This is a genomic window from Paraglaciecola hydrolytica, from assembly GCF_001565895.1.
Lineage (GTDB): Bacteria > Pseudomonadota > Gammaproteobacteria > Enterobacterales > Alteromonadaceae > Paraglaciecola > Paraglaciecola hydrolytica.
Genome location: NZ_LSNE01000002.1, coordinates 260,461 through 279,530, shown reverse-complemented (window position 1 = coordinate 279,530; position 19,070 = coordinate 260,461). Strand labels below are relative to the sequence as shown.

At 41.7% G+C, this 19,070-nt stretch carries 16 protein-coding genes; 11 read left to right on the top strand and 5 right to left on the bottom strand.

Annotation, left to right across the window (positions count from 1 at the left end):
- A partial coding sequence (locus AX660_RS02065) for a GGDEF domain-containing protein (protein WP_162266402.1) occupies nucleotides 1–707 on the top strand: 707 nt, incomplete at its 5' end.
- Nucleotides 708–718: 11 nt separating this feature from the next.
- Here AX660_RS02065 and AX660_RS02060 read toward each other — a convergent pair.
- A complete protein-coding gene (locus tag AX660_RS02060; protein WP_068371740.1) occupies nucleotides 719–1,930 on the bottom strand; it encodes a lipoprotein-releasing ABC transporter permease subunit in 1,212 nt (403 codons plus the stop codon).
- 171 nt (nucleotides 1,931–2,101) lie between these two features.
- Between AX660_RS02060 and AX660_RS02055 the strand changes: the two genes are divergently transcribed.
- Genes AX660_RS02055 through AX660_RS02040 form a run of 4 tightly spaced genes read left to right on the top strand, consistent with a single transcriptional unit; the run spans nucleotide 2,102 to nucleotide 8,251 of the window.
- Nucleotides 2,102–2,701, top strand: a complete 600-nt coding sequence (locus tag AX660_RS02055; protein WP_068371737.1) for a hypothetical protein — start codon at nucleotides 2,102–2,104, stop codon at nucleotides 2,699–2,701.
- Nucleotides 2,701–6,207 (top strand): transcription-repair coupling factor, encoded by a 3,507-nt coding sequence (gene mfd, locus AX660_RS02050; RefSeq protein WP_068371734.1) that lies wholly within the window; start codon nucleotides 2,701–2,703, stop codon nucleotides 6,205–6,207. Before AX660_RS02055 ends, mfd begins: the two co-directional genes overlap by 1 nt.
- Nucleotides 6,207–7,703: a CsiV family protein gene (locus tag AX660_RS02045; RefSeq protein ID WP_068371731.1), complete on the top strand. Its 1,497-nt coding sequence runs from the start codon at nucleotides 6,207–6,209 to the stop codon at nucleotides 7,701–7,703. Before mfd ends, AX660_RS02045 begins: the two co-directional genes overlap by 1 nt.
- Before the next feature lie 20 nt (nucleotides 7,704–7,723).
- On the top strand, nucleotides 7,724–8,251 hold the full coding sequence (locus AX660_RS02040; protein ID WP_068371728.1) for a cob(I)yrinic acid a,c-diamide adenosyltransferase: 528 nt from the start codon (nucleotides 7,724–7,726) through the stop codon (nucleotides 8,249–8,251).
- Nucleotides 8,252–8,350: 99 nt separating this feature from the next.
- Here AX660_RS02040 and AX660_RS02035 read toward each other — a convergent pair whose 3' ends face one another.
- Nucleotides 8,351–9,775, bottom strand: a complete 1,425-nt coding sequence (locus AX660_RS02035; protein WP_068371726.1) for an SLC13 family permease — start codon at nucleotides 9,773–9,775, stop codon at nucleotides 8,351–8,353.
- Nucleotides 9,762–10,790 carry a beta-N-acetylhexosaminidase gene (gene nagZ, locus AX660_RS02030; RefSeq protein WP_068372076.1) on the bottom strand — a complete coding sequence of 343 codons (1,029 nt, stop codon included), beginning with the start codon at nucleotides 10,788–10,790 and terminating at the stop codon, nucleotides 9,762–9,764. Before nagZ ends, AX660_RS02035 begins: the two co-directional genes overlap by 14 nt.
- A gap of 179 nt (nucleotides 10,791–10,969) precedes the next feature.
- On the opposite strand from nagZ, the gene nadK reads away from it, so the two are divergent.
- From nadK to AX660_RS02005, 5 genes are all read left to right on the top strand, one after another.
- Nucleotides 10,970–11,845: an NAD(+) kinase gene (nadK, locus tag AX660_RS02025; RefSeq protein ID WP_068371723.1), complete on the top strand. Its 876-nt coding sequence runs from the start codon at nucleotides 10,970–10,972 to the stop codon at nucleotides 11,843–11,845.
- A 107-nt stretch (nucleotides 11,846–11,952) separates the two neighbouring features.
- On the top strand, nucleotides 11,953–13,626 hold the full coding sequence (gene recN / locus AX660_RS02020) for a DNA repair protein RecN (protein WP_068371720.1): 1,674 nt from the start codon (nucleotides 11,953–11,955) through the stop codon (nucleotides 13,624–13,626).
- A gap of 108 nt (nucleotides 13,627–13,734) precedes the next feature.
- Entirely contained in the window at nucleotides 13,735–14,091 is a 357-nt protein-coding gene (locus AX660_RS02015; protein WP_068371716.1) for an outer membrane protein assembly factor BamE, read from the top strand.
- A gap of 121 nt (nucleotides 14,092–14,212) precedes the next feature.
- The gene (locus AX660_RS02010) at nucleotides 14,213–15,091 is read left to right on the top strand and encodes a DUF2608 domain-containing protein (protein ID WP_201027387.1); all 879 of its coding nucleotides are present in this window, start codon (nucleotides 14,213–14,215) and stop codon (nucleotides 15,089–15,091) included.
- 155 nt (nucleotides 15,092–15,246) lie between these two features.
- Complete coding sequence (locus tag AX660_RS02005; RefSeq protein ID WP_068371711.1) at nucleotides 15,247–16,830, top strand: ABC-F family ATPase; 1,584 nt, start codon at nucleotides 15,247–15,249, stop codon at nucleotides 16,828–16,830.
- A 95-nt stretch (nucleotides 16,831–16,925) separates the two neighbouring features.
- Here the strand turns inward: AX660_RS02005 and AX660_RS23150 are convergent, their stop codons facing one another.
- A complete protein-coding gene (locus AX660_RS23150; RefSeq protein ID WP_157884297.1) occupies nucleotides 16,926–17,099 on the bottom strand; it encodes a hypothetical protein in 174 nt (57 codons plus the stop codon).
- Between the two features lie 413 nt (nucleotides 17,100–17,512).
- Here AX660_RS23150 and AX660_RS02000 point away from each other — a divergent pair, with 413 nt between their 5' ends.
- Nucleotides 17,513–17,986 (top strand): NYN domain-containing protein, encoded by a 474-nt coding sequence (locus AX660_RS02000; protein WP_068371708.1) that lies wholly within the window; start codon nucleotides 17,513–17,515, stop codon nucleotides 17,984–17,986.
- Nucleotides 17,987–18,005: 19 nt separating this feature from the next.
- Here the strand turns inward: AX660_RS02000 and AX660_RS01995 are convergent.
- Nucleotides 18,006–19,070: ferrous iron transporter B (locus AX660_RS01995; protein ID WP_131811751.1), on the bottom strand; the 1,065-nt coding region annotated here is incomplete at its 5' end.

Here is a 19,070-nt window from a genome sequence, read left to right as displayed (position 1 = left end):
CCAAGCAAATTCAACAAGGTGATGCATTAGTTAATTTTAATACCCAAAACAAACTGACAGAAATAAATAGTCTTGCCAAATCACTACAAACCATGACATCAACCTTGGTTATGCGTGAACATGCCCTCGCCGAGATTAATCGAACCCTCGAGCAAAAAGTTACTGAACGCACCCTCGCCTTAGAATCTGCCAATGAAGACTTAAAACAACTAGCGCGAAGTGATGCTCTCACTGGCTTAGCCAATAGATTGGCCATCAGCGAAGCACTACGACACGAATACTTGTTGTATAAACGAACGGGTGCCAGTTTTGCGGTGATTATTATTGATGTCGATCATTTCAAACGAGTGAATGATAATCACGGGCATAATACTGGTGATTTGGTACTTAAACGAGTTGCTCAACTGCTTAATGACTCGATACGCGAAACAGATTTTGTTGCCCGCTTTGGCGGTGAAGAATTTATCGTGTTGTTACCAAATACAACAGATGCAGCCATAGTTGTCGCCGAGAAAATCCGTAGCGCTATCGCTAATAATGAATTTCCAGTAGTTAAACATATTACGGCGAGTATCGGAGTAGCCCTTGCTGGCCTACTCGATCACACTCAAGATGAATTGATTCACCGTGCGGATGTTGCTCTCTATCAAGCCAAAAACGGCGGACGTAACAAAGTCGTTTTGGCAACCACATCTCCAACTGCATAAAAAGCAAACGGCTATTCGTATTTCAGTGCTCTGGCAGGCTCAACTTTGACTGAGCGATAAGCCGGATAAAGACTGGCCAAAAAACACAATAACAATGATATTCCAACTAAATAAACTACTTGCTGCCATTCGAGATGAATGGGTAAACCTTGACCGTTTGGCCCCAAATAAATAGGGATGTTCAACAATTCAATCATGTTGTTGAGTTGAAAAACTAATAACAATCCACCTAATACGCCCCATAGAGTACCTTTAATGCCGTTATATAAACCGTTAAATAAAAATATCTGCATTACTTGCTGACGTGTCATGCCTTGGGTCAAGAGAATGGCAATGTCACCCTGTTTTTCGGTAACGACCATCACCAGTGCCGAAACAATATTAAAGGCAGCTACGGCGATGATCAGCAATAACATCAACGACATCATGTTTTTTTCCATCTTAACCGCATCAAACAAAGCGCCCTGTTGAGTTCGCCAGTCGGTGGTGCTTAAGCCCTGAGCATTAAGTTGTTGCACCACAGATAAATAGCTAAAGGCATCATCTAAAAACAAACGGGTATCGCTTTCTTTATCAACTTGGCTGCGGATTAATTTTGCTGCATCGTCGATGTTTAATAACACCACTTTGTCATCTAATGCTGATGACATATCAAAGATACCGACGACGGTAAAAATACGTTGATTATAAATACGTCCAAAAGGCCCAAAAAAGCTGTTTTTGGCGGCTAATAAACGGGTCTTTTCACCAATACTCAAATTGAGTTTACGGGCTAAGGCATGGCCGATGACCACACCATAATGACCGGCAACTAAGTTATTTAAGCTGCCCACCAACATATTTTGCGCAATGATGGAGTGTTGCTGCATGGCCTGAGAGTCCACACCTTGGATCATCACGCCCTGTAAGGCAGAAGAAGACTGGATTAAACCTTCGTAATCGATTTGCTCTGCTTGAGCTAATACTTCTGGGAAGACAGTAAAATTTCGAGAACCAACACGATCTTCGTCCTGATGATGTACCAAAACATGAGGGGTAATGCCTAAGTTACGTAATTTGAGCTCACCTTCAAAACCATTCATTACGGCTAAGACCGTAATCAAGGCCATTAAACCTAGTGCAATCCCTACCACCGAGAAAAAATTAATAAAGGCAATAAAATGACTGCCCTTGGCTGCTTTGGCGTATCGTAAGCCTACAAAGGCGGATAAAGGATAATGCATCTAGGGCTTTACTCGAAAAGACAAAAAATCAAACATAAATAGTGGTTTACTGTTGGTATCGGACAAATGTTAATGAATAATACGTGCTTGTTTTGCCTCCCACAAGCAAGTATGGCATTTGCCTTGTTCACGCTGCGGATATTTGGAGCGCATATTTATATTGGAGCACATATGCAAAATCTAACTCTGGCACAAAAGCACCAGCAGTTTGAAGAATTTTTCATGATCAAACACAGCTTACAAGTCAATATGCGAGTATTGGACTCGCATTTTGAATTGCCAGAAGCAGATGAGCTGATCAAACACATGCCCTATGCCTTTCAAATTGCCAGCGAACTGGCAACTATCGAAAGTAAAAGTGTGCGTCATTTACGAGGAATATCAGAACACGCCAGTGAACTGGTGGAATTTTTGAATCAGCAATCTCGTAAAATTGATATGATGATGTCCTTAATTTTGCAACGTGAAAACGATACGGCCCTCAATTACGCTAGTGACAAGTTTGGTGGCGGTGGCATCGTCATTAAAAGTGATGATGATATTTTGGTAGCCACTTTGGTTGAATTAAAATTGTTTATTCCGGAAGAGTCCACTGCAGTATTTTGTTTTGCAGAAGTAATAGCCTCTGAACAAGTAGGTAACAAATATCACCTATCATTGATTTACCGCTGTATACGCGAGCAAGACCAAGATTTACTGGTACGCGCCAGTCTGCACATTCAAGCCGCTAATTTACGTAAACTTAAGCAACAAAAGAACGAACAACATTAATGACTTTAAGTATTTTTAATCCACCGCTTCCTGCTAACAATAATAAACAAAAAAATGATGTTATTCATTGGAGCAATCTGCACGGCAGTAGCATGGCGCTATCTATAGCGACGGCCGCTAAACAGAATAATGGTCCCTTATTGTTAGTGACCGCAGATACGCCCACCGCAATTAAACTTGAAAAAGAGCTGGATTATTTTTTACAAGGTCAAGCCATTGATGTGCAGTTATTTCCTGACTGGGAAACCCTGCCCTACGACAATTTTTCTCCCCATCAAGATATTGTCTCCCAGCGTCTAGAAACTCTCTATCGCCTTACCCAAAACGAGCACTGTATTTTTATTGTGCCAATCAATACCCTGATGATGCGCATGGCACCGGTGGATTACATCGGCAAATATTTACTGTTACTAAAAACCGGTCAAAAACTGGATATTAGTTCGTTCCGCTCCGGTCTTGAGCGCGCCGGATATTTACACGTTAATCAAGTAATGAGTCATAGCGAATTTTCTATTCGTGGCAGTATTATCGATTTATATCCCATGGGTAGCCGCCAGCCTTATCGTATTGATTTGTTTGATGAAGAAGTAGATAGCATTCGGCATTTTGATCCCGAAACTCAACGTTCTGGCGACAAAGTGGATGAAATTCGCTTATTACCGGCCCGAGAGTTCCCGACCGACAAAGACGCCAATTTATTATTCAGGCAGCAGTACCTTGAAAAATTTGACGCCAACAACTCGAAAGAATCCATTTATTATCAAGTAGGCAAAGGCCTGATGCCCGGTGGTATCGAGTATTATTTGCCCTTATTTTTTAAACAAAGCGCCACCCTGTTTGATTATTTACACCATGATACCTTAGTGCTGATGCTGGGTGATTTAAGCTCAGCCTGTGAATTATATTGGGCCGACGTGAATAAACGTTACGAGCAACTGCGCTTTAATTTAGCTCGCCCTTTGTTGCCTCCGGCAGATCTTTTTATGCGCCATGAAGAACTATTTGGTGCATTTAAAGCCTGGCCCAGAGTCGCAATCCAGCAACTAAAACAGAACGAAACTCATGATAAAAAACCAGGAGAATATCGTTTTAATACTGAAGCCATAGGCGATATATCTCTTAAACCTCAGTTAAAAGAGCCATGGACCTCTCTCAAACAGTGTATTGCTCAGTGGCAAAAAGAAAAAATTAGGGTTTTATTTAGTGCCGAATCTGCCGGACGCCGTGAAGGTTTATTAGAAATCCTCGCCAAAGCCAATATCAAACCAGTTAATTTCAAACACTTTAATGATTTTATCAACGCCGATGTACTTGTGGGCATTGCCGTAGGTGTGATTGAACACAGTTTTATTTTACGTGAAGGCAAACAGTCTGTGGTGTTTATCACCGAGACTGAGTTACTCGGGCATAAAATCAGTCAGCGCCGTCTGCGGGATAAACGCCAAGCAACTGACGAAAACGCGGTAATCCGCAACCTAGCCGAAATGACTATAGGCCAGCCAGTGGTACATCTGGATCACGGTGTGGGCCGGTATTTGGGTTTACAAACCCTAGATGTAGGCGGGGTTAATACCGAATATCTGACTATCGAATATGCTAAAGAAGCCAAACTTTATGTACCCGTTGCCTCTTTGCATTTAATCAGTCGTTACAGTGGTGGTGATCTCGATCATGCGCCCTTGCACCACCTAGGTAACGATACCTGGACAAAAGCTAAGAAAAAAGCCGCCGAAAAAGTCCGTGATGTAGCCGCGCAATTACTCGATGTTTATGCGCGCCGTGCTGCCAAACCCGGTTTTGCCTACAAAATTGCCTGGGATGAATACCAAGCCTTTAGCGATAGTTTTCCCTTTGAAGAAACCCTTGATCAGCAAAAAGCCATTAATGCGGTTATTCAGGACATGGGTTCGTCAAATGCCATGGACAGACTAGTGTGTGGTGACGTAGGTTTTGGTAAGACCGAAGTAGCCATGCGCGCCGCATTTTTAGCCGCCAATCAGGGGAAACAAGTGGCTATTTTAGTACCAACCACCCTACTCGCCCAGCAGCATTTTGAAAACTTTAAGGACCGCTTTGTTAATTGCCCTTTCCGTATCGAAGTACTCTCGCGTTTTGTCAGCGCTAAAGACAGCAAACAAGTAGTTGAAGCCATCAAAGACGGCAAAGTCGATATCGTCGTGGGCACCCATAAATTGCTGCAGGATGATATTAAGTTTAAAGATTTAGGTTTGGTCATTATTGATGAAGAACATCGTTTTGGCGTGCGTCAAAAAGAAAAATTTAAGGCGCTGCGCGCCGATGTGGATATCTTAACTCTGACAGCTACTCCTATTCCGCGTACCTTGAATATGGCACTTAGTGGCATGCGTGACTTATCAATTATTGCGACTCCTCCGGCTAAACGTTTAGCCATAAAAACCTTTGTACAACAACGTAATACCGAAATTATTCGTGAAGCCATCATGCGTGAAATACTCCGTGGTGGTCAGGTGTATTTCCTGCACAATGAAGTTGAAACCATTGAAAAAGTCGCAGAAGAAATCGCTGAAATAGTACCCGAAGCACGTATTGCCATTGGCCATGGCCAAATGCGCGAGCGCGAACTGGAAAAAGTCATGACCGACTTTTATCACCAACGATTTAACGTATTGTTATGTACCACTATTATTGAAACCGGCATTGACGTGCCATCAGCCAATACCATAGTTATGGATCGCGCTGATCATCTTGGTTTAGCCCAATTACACCAATTACGTGGCCGTGTGGGTCGTTCTCACCATCAGGCCTATGCTTATTTGTTAACACCTCATCCAAAACGTATTACCAAAGATGCGGCTAAACGTCTCGATGCGATTTCGTCCCTCGAAACCCTGGGCGCAGGTTTTGCCTTAGCCACTCATGACTTAGAAATTCGTGGTGCGGGTGAGTTACTTGGCGACGATCAAAGTGGGCAAATTTCCAGTATAGGTTTTACTTTGTATATGGAAATGCTCGAACAAGCCGTCGAAGCCTTAAAAGAAGGCCGTGAACCCTCGTTAGATGACGCATTATCCAAACAAACCGATATTGATTTGCGAGTGCCAGCACTGTTCCCAGATAACTATATAGGTGACGTGAATACCCGTTTATCACTTTATAAAAAATTGGCGGGCTGCAAAGATCAAAGAGCGATTAATGAATTACAAATTGAACTCATCGATCGTTTTGGTTTATTACCCGAAGCCGCTAAAAACCTTATGAGTATCGCCCACTTAAAATTGCAGGCCAAAATTATTGGAATCAGCAAAATAGAGGGCTACCCTGCTGGCGGTGTGGTAGAGTTTTCCCAACAAACTAAAATCGATCCCGGATTTATTATTCGCCTGATCCAAACTCAACCACGTATTTATAAACTTGATGGCCCACAAAAATTGAAATTTAGTGTACCAACAGAATCCGCGGCAGATAGACTGACTTTAATCAGCGATATTCTGAGCCAATTCAGCCAACAATTAAGAGCAGCTTAATGTCAGATGTAAACCTGCCAATGATCAAGAAAAAACCTAGAATCAAGTCTTGTAAACTCAGCCAACTTGCCGCTACAGCGATCCTACTTTGTAGCGCCATGCCAACTGTATTAGCTGCCGAACAAGACTGGTGGTTTGACGTTGAAGTTGTCATTTTTAAACGCGACACCAGTGTCACTGAATTATCAGAAAAATTTGTTAATAATCAAATTAAGGCTCCTTCAACTCAGCTTATTGATTTACTTACACCTTATCTACAAGCCGATTTACGATACTTACACGCCGGTTTGCCCTTTTGTCGTGTTTCTGAACGAAAAAAAGTTCAACAACAATATGAGCAAGATTTTGCCTTTCCTGAAGCGCCGGTAAACCCTTTAAATGAACCTGAACTAACATCTGTTAAGCCAAACAATCTCCTACAGGATGACTTTCAATATCAGGTTGCCAGCGACGACATATTTGCAGAAAAAACGTTACAACTTAAGCAGTTAGATACTGAGCAAACCGATATTGTAACAGGCAATAATGCTAAGTTTAGTACTAGGAAATATGTCCAAGACCTCTCCGTAAACTGGATTGAATGGCAAATCCCTCAACACTATCCTTGTGTTTATCATGAACAACTAGCCTTACTGACTAATCCATTTGAACCTAAAGAGTCAGGGAGCCACCCTCTAGCTCGTTTAGATGCCGTACCAATAAAAATTAATGGTATGGCTTGGCAACATAAAACTCAGGCGTTTTTATTACCACAAAGCGAACTGAGTTTAACCTCACTTTTTAAAGACATTAATAAACAACGGGACCTGCAAGCCATACTGCATATGGGTTGGCGTCAAGAAGTTAAGTTTGGTCAAGATAAAGCACAAGCTATACGTGTTTTTGCCGGCAAAAACTATGGTTTAGATTTTTTAGCTAACGGCCATCTTAGACCTAAGACAGCTTTAAACATTGAGGCCGCACCTTACATTCCCTATGCAGAACAACAAAAACTCAGTTTACTAGATCCCGCTATACAGCAAGATCAGCTTGTTTATCAACAAAATGCAGAGCTGTTTAATACTTTGCATCAGGTTTTAAACAATGAACAAGATCTTGAGCTTAAACCTGCGGTTGACTACCAAAACATTAAACAACAAACCAATGCTGCCCACTCTGCTGATAGCCTAACCCAGCTACCAATTTGGCAATTAGACGGAAAATTTAAGGTCTATCTGCAAAACGTAGGACGCACTCCCTACTTGCACATTGAAAGTGATTTGGATTTCCGCCAGCCCGTTTTTGACCCAACATTAGTCGTTGAAAATGATTCTTTGGGCAACACTTTTGTGATGGGTAGTCAAAGCCGTCAAGCCAACCAGCTTCAGAGTGTTAACTTTAACCAATTCAAACGTGTGATCAGTAAACAACTGCATTATTTTGATCATCCGCTGTTTGGTATGGTTGTATATATCACTCGTTATAACTGGCCTGAAGAGCCCAAGAGCGAGCAATAACCTGCCTGAGAATATGACTAATGAAAATTTACACTAAAGGTGGCGATCAGGGGCAAACACAAATCTATGCAGATAAAGTATTACGTCTCAGTAAAAGTGACGCAGTATTAGATTGTTATGGCACCTTAGATGAACTCAATGCCCACCTTGGCTTGCTGCACAGTTATATTAATTTACAAACCAACTCATCAGCGGCTCGACCACTACAAACTATTCAGCAGGCCTTATTTCAGATTGGTTTTGCCATCTCTGCCAACAGCAAACTAAGCCAAACTGACGTAGAGCAATTAGAAATCGAAATCGATAACATGCAGGCGATTTTAGCCCCGCAAACGACCTTTATTTTGCCTGGTGGTTGCATTGCCGCGGCACAAGCTCATGTTTGTCGCACCGTCACCAGACGCGCAGAAAGACATTTAGTAGCACTTATGCAAGAACATACTGTGCCAGGAGTGTGCCTGCAATATATCAATCGTTTATCTGATTATTTGTTTGTACTGGCTCGCAGTCTTAACCACCAAACCGGTGTCAACGACATCAAAGTTTAAAACTCAAGACTTATAAAAAAGCCCGCAATGTCATACATAGCGGGCTTTTTTATTTAAATTAGTTGGTTGCAGTAAATACGATTGCTTAGAAAGTGTAATTTAAAGCGTCAAGTAACTAACCGCCGTTATAATGAAGGCCAATATGATATTGATCATAAAACCTTCTTTTGCCATGGTTTTAATGCTGAACTTATCCATGCCATATACAATGGCATTGGGTGCAGTTGCAACCGGTAACATAAATGCACAACTCGCACTCATAGCGGCCGGCATCATTATTAAAGCAGGATCAATGCCAGCCGCAACTCCAGCAGCAGCTAAGATAGGCATCAATAAAGTAGCGGTAGCGGTATTCGAGGTAATTTCGGTTAAAAATGTCACAAACAAACAAATTGCTAAAATCAGTAACAGCACTGGTAAACCAGCTAAACCGCTTAAGCCCTGCCCCATTAACTCACTAAGTCCAGAGACCGCAAAGGCCTTAGCGATACAAATACCTCCGGCAAATAACAATAACATGCCCCAAGGAATGTCCACTGCCGTCGTCCAATCTAACAGTTTAGGCGAACTGCTATATTCAGGAGTACTACCTTTAGTTTTGGCAGTAAGGGAGTCATTATGCTCTTTATTAAATTCACCGCTTGGCACTAAAAACATCAAGACTACACCTGCCAGAGCAATGCTACTGTCACCAATAGAGGGCATGTTGAACCAAACTGACCAAAATGGACGAAACATCCATGCCACCGCTACCAATCCAAAAACGCATAACACTCTTATTTCAACTTTTTGCCACGCACCGCTTTTAGGTAAAACAAAACGCTGCTCACTGCTTAAGTGGCGAGTTAACCACCACGCTATTACCGGTATCCCGATGACGACAACAGGTACTCCGGTTTTCATCCATTCAAGAAAATTGATTTCTTTACCTTGGGTTTCTAAATAAACACTCATAAAAATGATATTGGGTGGTGTACCTACAGGTGTTCCTATTCCGCCTAAACTCGCGGCATAGGCAATACCCAGCAACATCGCCACGGTTAGTTTTGGATCAGAAACATGTTTGAGTACCGCAAGAGTAATGGGTAATAACATCAGTGTGGTAGCCGAATTAGATATCCACATACTCAAAAAAGCGGCGGTTAACATAAAACCTAATACTAAGCGCTTGGCACTACCGCCCCCCGTTAGATTAACCAGATAAAAAGCTAAGCGACTGTGTACATTGGATTTCTCAAGGGCTTTGGACAACATAAAAGCCCCCATCAACAGCAAAATAACGTGGTTACCTAAAGCAGATGCGGCTTGTGCCTGATCAAGTACACCTACCATTGGAAATGCAAAAAAAGGAATGATCGATGTCACTGGAATTGACAGTGCTTCTGTAACCCACAAAGTAGCGGTTAATATGGTGATCGCTGCGGTTGCTGCAATAGCATGGTTATAACCTAAATAGCTGAGCGTGGCATAACACATCGTCGCTAGCAGTATGGCTACACCAATAAACTTGTTATTGGCTGGCATAAAACTCCTCAAGGGCAACACAGGCCTGATGGTAATCCGCGCTTTTTTGCAAAGCTTTAAAGTCACTACTTAAGCCTTTTTTTAGACTAGCTGGGCGCTGACTGACCACTAAATCGCTAGGTAAAATATCCAACAAATAAGCCGCACTTTGGGGTGAATTACAGACTAAAGCCATATCACAACCTGCATTAATTGCCAAATTAGTGCGGGTGAGAATATCACCCATTTGAGCAGCACCTTGCATGGATAAGTCGTCAGAAAACACCACTCCATCAAACTGTAATTCTTTACGTAGTATTTGCCCTATCCATTGCTGCGAAAAACCTGCTGGCAAATCATCTACCGCCGGATAAATTACGTGGGCAGGCATCACTGCGTCTAACAAACCTTGCTGATGTAGGTTTTTGAATATTTTCATATCCAAAGCCATGATTTCTGCACGACTGCGTTTATCTATAGGCATCGCAATATGGGAATCTTCTTTTACATTACCATGTCCGGGGAAATGTTTGCCGGTGGCCTTCATCCCTGCGCGGTGCATACCTTTAATAAACTCAGCGGCCAGACTCACGATATGTTTAGGTTGTTGATGAAAACCACGATCTCCGATCACCTCTGAAATACCGTTAATATCGAGCACCGGCGCAAAACTGATGTCTATATTAAAGGCCAATAATTCAGCTGCCATTAACCAACCAAATTGCTCAGCCCATACTTTACTTTTTATCAATTTAGCGGGATTTTCGCTGTCAATTACGGGATACAATTTACCCATTGCAGGGATCAAACTAAAACCTTGCCTAAATCGCTGAACCCTGCCGCCTTCATGGTCTACCGCGACAACAATATCATTACGCGTAACCATTCTAACGTGCCGAACCAGATCTTTAAGCTGTTTTTGGTCATGGTAGTTACGGGTAAACAAAATCAACCCACCTATTAACGGGTGATCCAACATATCTATTTCTTCGTGTGTCAGCTCATAACCCGACACATCTATCATTAAAGGACCCATAGTTACTACTACATAAAAATATCGATGCTCCACTATAAAAACATCCATCTTACTGAGTCAATCTAATCCTGCCCACGTAAAAGTAAGCGCCCGTTTTTTGAACCAACACAGCATAAAGTTATGACATTCACTTACTGCCATGCTTATACTAGCGCCACGGTATATTTAGATTGTGATCTATGGAATTTGCAACAGTAGGATTGATTGGCAAACAAGCGCATCAGGGCGCTAATCTGAGTTTTAAAGCCATCATTGTTTACCTTAAAAAGCGTGGCTGCAGAATATTAGTTGAAGAAAATACTGCCAATAAACTTGACTCAGATGGTTTCGAATCTGCCAGTATTAAAGAGATAGGCAAACAAGCCGATCTCGCTATTGTGGTTGGCGGCGACGGCAATATGTTAGGTGCAGCTAGAGTACTAGCAGAATTTAATGTTGCGGTGGTAGGTATCAACCGTGGAAACTTGGGTTTTTTAACCGACATCAACCCCGAAGATTTTGAGCAACAGTTAGATAGTATCTTTGCCGGTGGTTGCATTACTGAACAACGTTTTTTGCTGGAGGTTGAAGTATTTCGCAATGGAAAAATCCAAAGCAAAGACTCTGCAGTGAATGAGGTGGTATTACACCACGGTAAAGTTGCCCACATGCTCGAGTTCGAAGTGTACATCGATGAGCATTTTGTTTTTAGTCAACGCTCTGATGGCTTAATCGTTGCCACCCCAACGGGATCGACAGCCTACTCATTGTCGGGTGGTGGGCCAATTCTAATGCCAAATCTTGATGCCCTTACCTTAGTCCCTATGTTTCCGCATACCTTGAGCAGCAGGCCTATAGTGGTCGATGCCAATAGCACCATAAAAATGAAGGTATCACCTGAAAACCACGATAACCTACAAGTCAGTTGCGACAGCCATATTGTACTCGCTGTATTGCCTGGAGATGAGGTAATCATTCGTAAAAACCCCAATCGTTTGTCGTTGATCCATCCTAAAGATTACAATTATTTCAATGTATTACGCACCAAACTCAACTGGGGTACCAAGTTGTATTAAAGTTGTAGACTAACTATCGCGGAAAAATATTTATTAACACTACTGGACAGTCTACAAACACATGGTTATATTTACAGTTACTGTATATATAACCATGCAAGTGAATTATGTTAACTCAACTCTCGATTCGAAATTTTGCGGTCGTTAAATCCTTAGATGTCGATTTTTCTAGTGGAATGACAGCCATCACTGGTGAAACTGGCGCGGGCAAGTCTATTTCGGTTGATGCTCTGGGTTTATGTTTAGGCGATCGTGCCGATGTAGGCATGGTTCGTACTGGCGCCGACAAGGCCGAAGTGAGTGCAGGTTTTGATATCCGTCAATTAAATACGGCGCAGATGTGGCTCAAAAAAAATGAATTAGACGATGAAGGCGATTGTTTAATTCGTCGAGTAATATCGTCTGAAGGTCGCTCTAAAGCCTTTATTAATGGTATCCCAGTCTCTTTGCAGCAACTTAAAGATCTTGGCGGTCATTTATTAAGTATTCATGGTCAACACGCTCACCAACAAATCCTTAAACATGAACATCAGCGTTATTTGCTTGACTCAATGGCAGAACACAAAGACTTGCTGACTGCAGTATCTACTAGCTATCAAAGCTTAAAAGAACAGCAAAAACACTATCAATTACTGTTAGCTGGCCAACAACAACGTGCCGATCGCTGCCAGTTATTAGCCTACCAGATCCAAGAACTAGACGATTTTGCCTTGGGCAAAGATGAATTTCTTGAATTAGAAATTGATCATAAAAAACTCAGCCATAGCCAAACATTGTTAGAACAAACCCAAATTAGCTTTCATCAACTATATGAAGCTGATGAGTTTAATGCCCTGTCGGCTGTGCAAAATAGCTTAGAACGCCTGATTGAATTACAAGAACATGATCAAAGTTTGGTGCCTATTGTCAGTATGCTCAACGAAGCGGCCATTCAAATAGAAGAAGCGGCTAAAGAACTACGTGCCTATACCGAGCATCTGGAAATTGATCCGATGCGCATGCAGGCCGTTGAAGCCAGATTTTCACAGGCTTTAGACTTAGCCCGCAAACATCATGTACCTGCCGAAGAACTTCACGGCTTTCACCAGCAACTCGCTGCTGAATATCAGGAGCTAGTCAAAGACGATGACTTATTAGATGAATTAAAACAACGTCTAGCCGGCAGCGAACAAAGTTATTATTTGGCCGCTAAAAAACTCAGTGATTCCAGACAACAGGCCGCCAGAGGTTTTGCCCAACAAGTGCAACAGCATATTCGTAAAATGAATATGAGTGATGCACAGTTTAGTATCGAAGTCAGTCATTTAACTGATAATCCGCCACATAGATTAGGGCTGGATGCTGTGCGTTTTAAAGTATCAACCAACAAAGGTCAGGCCTTAGATGATCTCGACAAAGTGGTATCAGGTGGTGAGTTATCCCGTATCGGTTTAGCCATTCAGGTTATTGGCTCTAGTAGTAGCCAAGTTGCTACCATGATATTTGACGAAGTTGACAGCGGTATTAGCGGTGCCACAGCTTCAATTGTTGGCCAGCTATTACGCAAGTTAGGTCAGCAAACTCAGGTTATTTGTGTCACTCACTTGCCACAGGTAGCAGCACGAGCCCACAATCAAATGTTTGTAACTAAGTTCAGTGATGGCCTTACTACTGAAACTCATATGATTTGTTTAGCTGAAAATGAACGAATTGAAGAACTAGCACGTCTATTAGCAGGTGACACTTTGACCGAGTCAGCTATCGCTAATGCCAAAGAATTACTACAAATCAGTAATTCATAACAATTAAGCATTGATTGCTTCAACTCGGCTGGGTTAGGATGCGACGCCTGTGTCAAAACAGGCAACGCAAATAGATAATATTTTAAAACGCCGAGAAGCCTTATAATAATGAAGTTCAAAAATATACTGGTGATATTAATCACCTCATTGATGTTATCAGCTTGTGCCGACTGGATCTTTCGTATCGATGTTCCACAAGGTAACTTTTTAGATGAAAAAGACGTAAAAAAATTACGCATCAATATGAGTAAAGAACAGGTCGTCTATGTATTAGGCAAACCTGTGGTAGAAGATTCTTTTGATCACGATACTTGGTACTACCTCTACCAAATGAAACGAGGCATGAAAAAACGTGGTGATGATTTTCGTAAAGAATTGAAAATCTTTTTTGTCGATGACAGAGTTACTGAAGTTATTGGTGATTTTGAACTATCAGAAGATTTTGCTACCCCACTCGATCAATAGTTTTTCAATACCTAGACTTAAGCAACTTGTTGTTTAAGTCTAGGTAATATTAAACATAGCCATTCATCCAAAGTCTGTATTATAAAGCCTTAACGTATTCGAACATAAAATTGAGCTGCACATGAAAAAATTCATTTTAATTTGCTTAGTACTTATGGCTACCAGCGCGTGTTCAGCACCGCAAAATACTGCCATTTCGAATGTAAAAATCATTGAAACCACACGTTTTCACGACGTTGCAGAATTAGCTAAACAAAAAATATCAACTTATTCCAGCCAGAATGTGCTGATTGTAGTTGATATAGACAATACCTTGTTGACCAGTACGAGTGATTTGGGCGGTGATATTTGGTATCAGTGGCAACGAGAGCAGCTAAGTGTCAAACCAACAGTAGAGCAAAAAGTAAAATGTCTATTTGAAGATAGCATAACCTTGTTATACGAACTTGCTCCTATGCAGTTAACCGAAGATGACCTGCCAGCGCAGATTCAGCAGTGGCAAAAGCAAGGTATCACTTTATTTGCCTTGACCTCACGCTCCCCTACTAGTCGCTCTGCAACCATGAGAGAGCTAACCAGAGCTGGCATGGATATGAGTCAAACTGCGTTAAGGGCTAAAGGCCAAGAAGCGCTAATGCTGCAAGAAAAATTGCCACGGAACATGACCTATATACAAGGTGTGATGATGACATCAGGTATGGATAAAGGAAAAATGCTTTCTTACATACTAGATAAAACCCAACGCCATTTTGACGCCATTTTGTTTGTCGATGATTCACAAAAAAATGTGGATAATCTATATGCAGAATTCAGTACAAAAACCAATATTGATATGACCATATTCCACTACACCAAAGTAGAAGAAGACAGGCTCAAAGCCCAAGGCAGTATACTCACCCAAGAACAGGCTAACCAAATGGCTCAGCAATGGCTTGAGTTAAATCACGTACTCAACAATATCTATCCAGCTAGAGACATTCCTACCTGTTTAGGACAATAATTCAGCTGCATAGTTACAGTAATTAATGCCACATCCTTCAGATCAGCTTATTTCGCAGTAGACGCTTTTTTATGGCATACTGCGCGCCGAATTTTAGCTGCGGTAAGTATAAACCGTAGCGCCATTGCTATTTAATCAACTTTGGAAAGACTACCTTGCTTACTACCGCAAATATCACCATGCAATTTGGCGCAAAGCCACTTTTTGAAAACGTTTCAGTCAAATTTGGCAATAATAACCGCTACGGTTTGATTGGCGCTAACGGCTGTGGTAAATCCACTTTTATGAAAATTCTAGGCGGTGATCTAGAGCCTTCTTCTGGTAATGTTTCTACCGATCCTGGTGAGCGTATAGGCAAGCTGAAACAAGATCAATTTGCCTATGAGCAATATAGCGTAATTGATGCTGTAGTCATGGGACACGGCGAATTATGGGCAGTTAAAGCCGAACGTGACGCTATCTACGCTAATCCAGAAATGACTGAAGAAGATGGCATAAGAGTAGCGGATTTAGAGTCTGAATTTGCCGAGATGGACGGATATACAGCCGAAGCTCGCGCCGGAGAATTACTTATTTCCGTGGGGATCCCAGTCGAGCAACACTATGGCTTAATGAGTGAAATAGCCCCCGGTTGGAAACTTCGGGTACTACTGGCACAAGTATTGTTTTCTGATCCCGATATTATGTTGCTCGATGAACCAACCAACAACTTGGATATTAATACCATCCGCTGGTTAGAAACCGTGCTTAACGAGCGTAATTGCACCATGATCATCATTTCCCATGATCGTCACTTTCTAAACTCAGTTTGTACTCATATGGCTGACTTAGATTATGGTGAACTGCGCTTATTCCCTGGCAATTATGATGAATATATGACGGCGTCAACTCAGGCTCGTGAACGTATGTTATCTGACAATGCCAAGAAAAAAGCCCAAATAGCCGAACTCCGTACCTTTGTTAGTCGTTTTTCTGCCAATGCCTCTAAATCTAAACAGGCGACTAGTCGCGCTAAACAAATTGATAAAATTAAACTCGATGACGTTAAACCATCGAGCCGTCAGAATCCTTTCATCCGCTTTGAAGAAACTAAAAAGTTGCATCGCCTCGCGTTAGAAGTCACCGAAATAAGTAAAAAATTCGATGAGACACTGTTTAAAAACCTGAACTTGATGGTTGAAGTGGGAGAACGGGTTGCCATCATTGGTGCCAACGGTGTAGGTAAAACCACCTTATTAAACTGTTTAATGGCACAAACGCCCCTCACTAGTGGTGAAGTTAAATGGTCAGAAAATGTAAATATTGGCTACTACGCGCAAGATCATGCCAATGACTTCGAAAAAGACATGTCATTGGTTGAGTGGATGTATCAATGGGCACAGGAAGGTGATGACGAACAAGTGATGCGTGGCACATTAGGACGTTTACTGTTTTCGCAAAGTGACATCAATAAATCAGTAAAAGTCATTTCAGGTGGAGAACAGGGCCGTATGTTGTTTGGCAAACTCATGTTGCAGCGCCCTAATATTTTAGTAATGGACGAACCGACCAATCACTTGGACATGGAATCCATTGAATCATTAAACCTAGCCTTAGAAAACTATGCTGGCACCTTGATATTTGTTAGCCATGACCGTGAATTTGTATCCTCCCTGGCGACCCGCATCATTGAAATCACCCCAACTAAAGTGATTGATTTTAAAGGCGATTACGAAAGTTATTTAGCCAGTCAAGCTTAAGAGACGGTTACAAAACTGCGAGCTGCTCTTAGCGCTAAAAAACAAAAAACCGGAATTAATCCGGTTTTTTGTTGCTTAATATCTACTGATTAAACTTAATGAATAGTTAATAACCAAGATAAAAAAGCTTTAGCTTCTTGGGTGTTATTAAACACACCGATTTGTTGACCACATTGATCAGCAAAAGCCACTTTATGTTTGTTTACAGATATAGCATGCACTGGGCATACTACACGGATCTGTGTACCGTGATAAGTTGTATAAGACATGGTAAAACTCTATTTTACAGATCATTCGCCAAGGCTACATGCAATCAGCATGATAAAAAGCACTAGGCATAAAGATCAAGAATGAAAAAGAAGCTTCACTACAGTGTTGACGATAACGCTATTAGGGTTTATCTGGGTGAGTCGCTAAGCAGTATAATGGCTGCTATTCATCACGCCCACAAATTCGCCGTACAATAATTCAGCTTTGTTATTTTTTTTAATGTTGGCTGACCGGATCAGAGAGAGACATAACATTGAAGATTTGTTTGGTGAGAGGAGTAAACAAATCGGCCGTCAGTATAGTGACTGCCTGACATATAAGCAATAGCTAATAAAAACTATTTACCTATCCATTTTTACAGGTTTTTGCATGGTATCATCCCCCAACAAATACCCAATTCCTTAAACGAATCATGCCTAAAATTGCCATACTGGTTGATGTACAAAATATTTACTATACCACCCGCGATGCTTTTGCAAAGCAGTTCAACTACCGTGCATTCTGGCAGCAGATAAGTCAACAAGGCGAGATTGTTATCGCTAAGGCTTATGCCATCGATAAAGGCGATACACAACAAGAGAAATTTCAGAGTGCACTGAGACATATTGGATTTGATGTAAAGTTGAAACCTTATATCCAACGTAGTGATGGTTCAGCCAAAGGAGATTGGGATGTGGGCATTACGATAGACGCCCTCATTGCCGCAGAGCAGATTGATACACTAGTTTTGTTATCGGGAGACGGTGACTTTGATTTACTGTTATTAACGCTAAAACAAAAATACCAGTGTAACACTATCGTTTATGGCGTAGCACAACTGACCGCGACATCTTTAGTAAATGCCGCAGATCATTTTGTGAAGATTGATAACGACTTGCTTCTGTAGCTTACAAGTCGTCACATCATTATATTAAACTCGCCGCCAGCCAAGCCAGCACATAAGCTAACAAGCCATAACCAACAAACAGACCCCAAGCAATTTTACGGCTACCGGTTTCACCTTTGATAGTCGCTACGGTGGCTACACACTGCAATGCCACCACATAAAACAGCATTAAACCTATACCTGCGCCCAGTGCCAAACCATCTTGTTGAATATTTTCGGCTAAACCAGCGATATTTTCGTCGGCTCCTTCAATACCAAACAAGGTACCGAGCGCGCCAACAAAAACTTCTCGAGCTAAGAAAGACACTAAAATTGCCACGCCGTAACGCCAATCTAGCCCTAGTGGTGCAAATATAGGTTCGATATAGTGGCCAATCATAGCCAGATAGGATGATTGTAATTCTCCATTTTGTGGAAAATAACCTAAAAACCAAATCACCACTGATACTACAAAAATTACCGGTGCTGCGCGTTTAATAAACTGTTTAGCACTGCTTAATACTCTATGGATCAAGGGTTTCCAGTGGGGTAAACGATACGTAGGTAATTCTAAAATAAAAGGCATTTCAGCCTTGTCTTTATCCAAATCAGTCAATTTATTCAGTAAGGTACTGACCAACAAAGCGGTAATGATGCCGATAAAATAGAGAATGAAAAAGGTAATACCCTGCAAGTTGAGCAAGCCCCCCCAATATTGAGTATCGGGAATTAGTACTGCAATTAATAAGGCGTAGACCGGCAAACGTGCCGAACATGACATCAGAGGAATCGTCATCATAGTGATCAATCTTTTGCGTGGAGATTCAATTGTTCTGGCCGCCATGATGGCGGGAATAGCACAGGCATGGCCTGACAGATAAGGTATAAAACTGCGTCCAGACAAACCGAAATAACTTAAAGGCTTATGGCAAATTAGCGCGGCTCTGGCCAAATATCCACTGTCTTCCAATAAACCAATGACAAAAGTCAGAACCATTATTTGTGGCACAAAAACTAAAAACGACCCTACTCCACCAAACAAAGCATCGGTTACAAAATCATTTACTACCCCAGTCGGCATAATGCTCGTGACTAAAACAGCTGT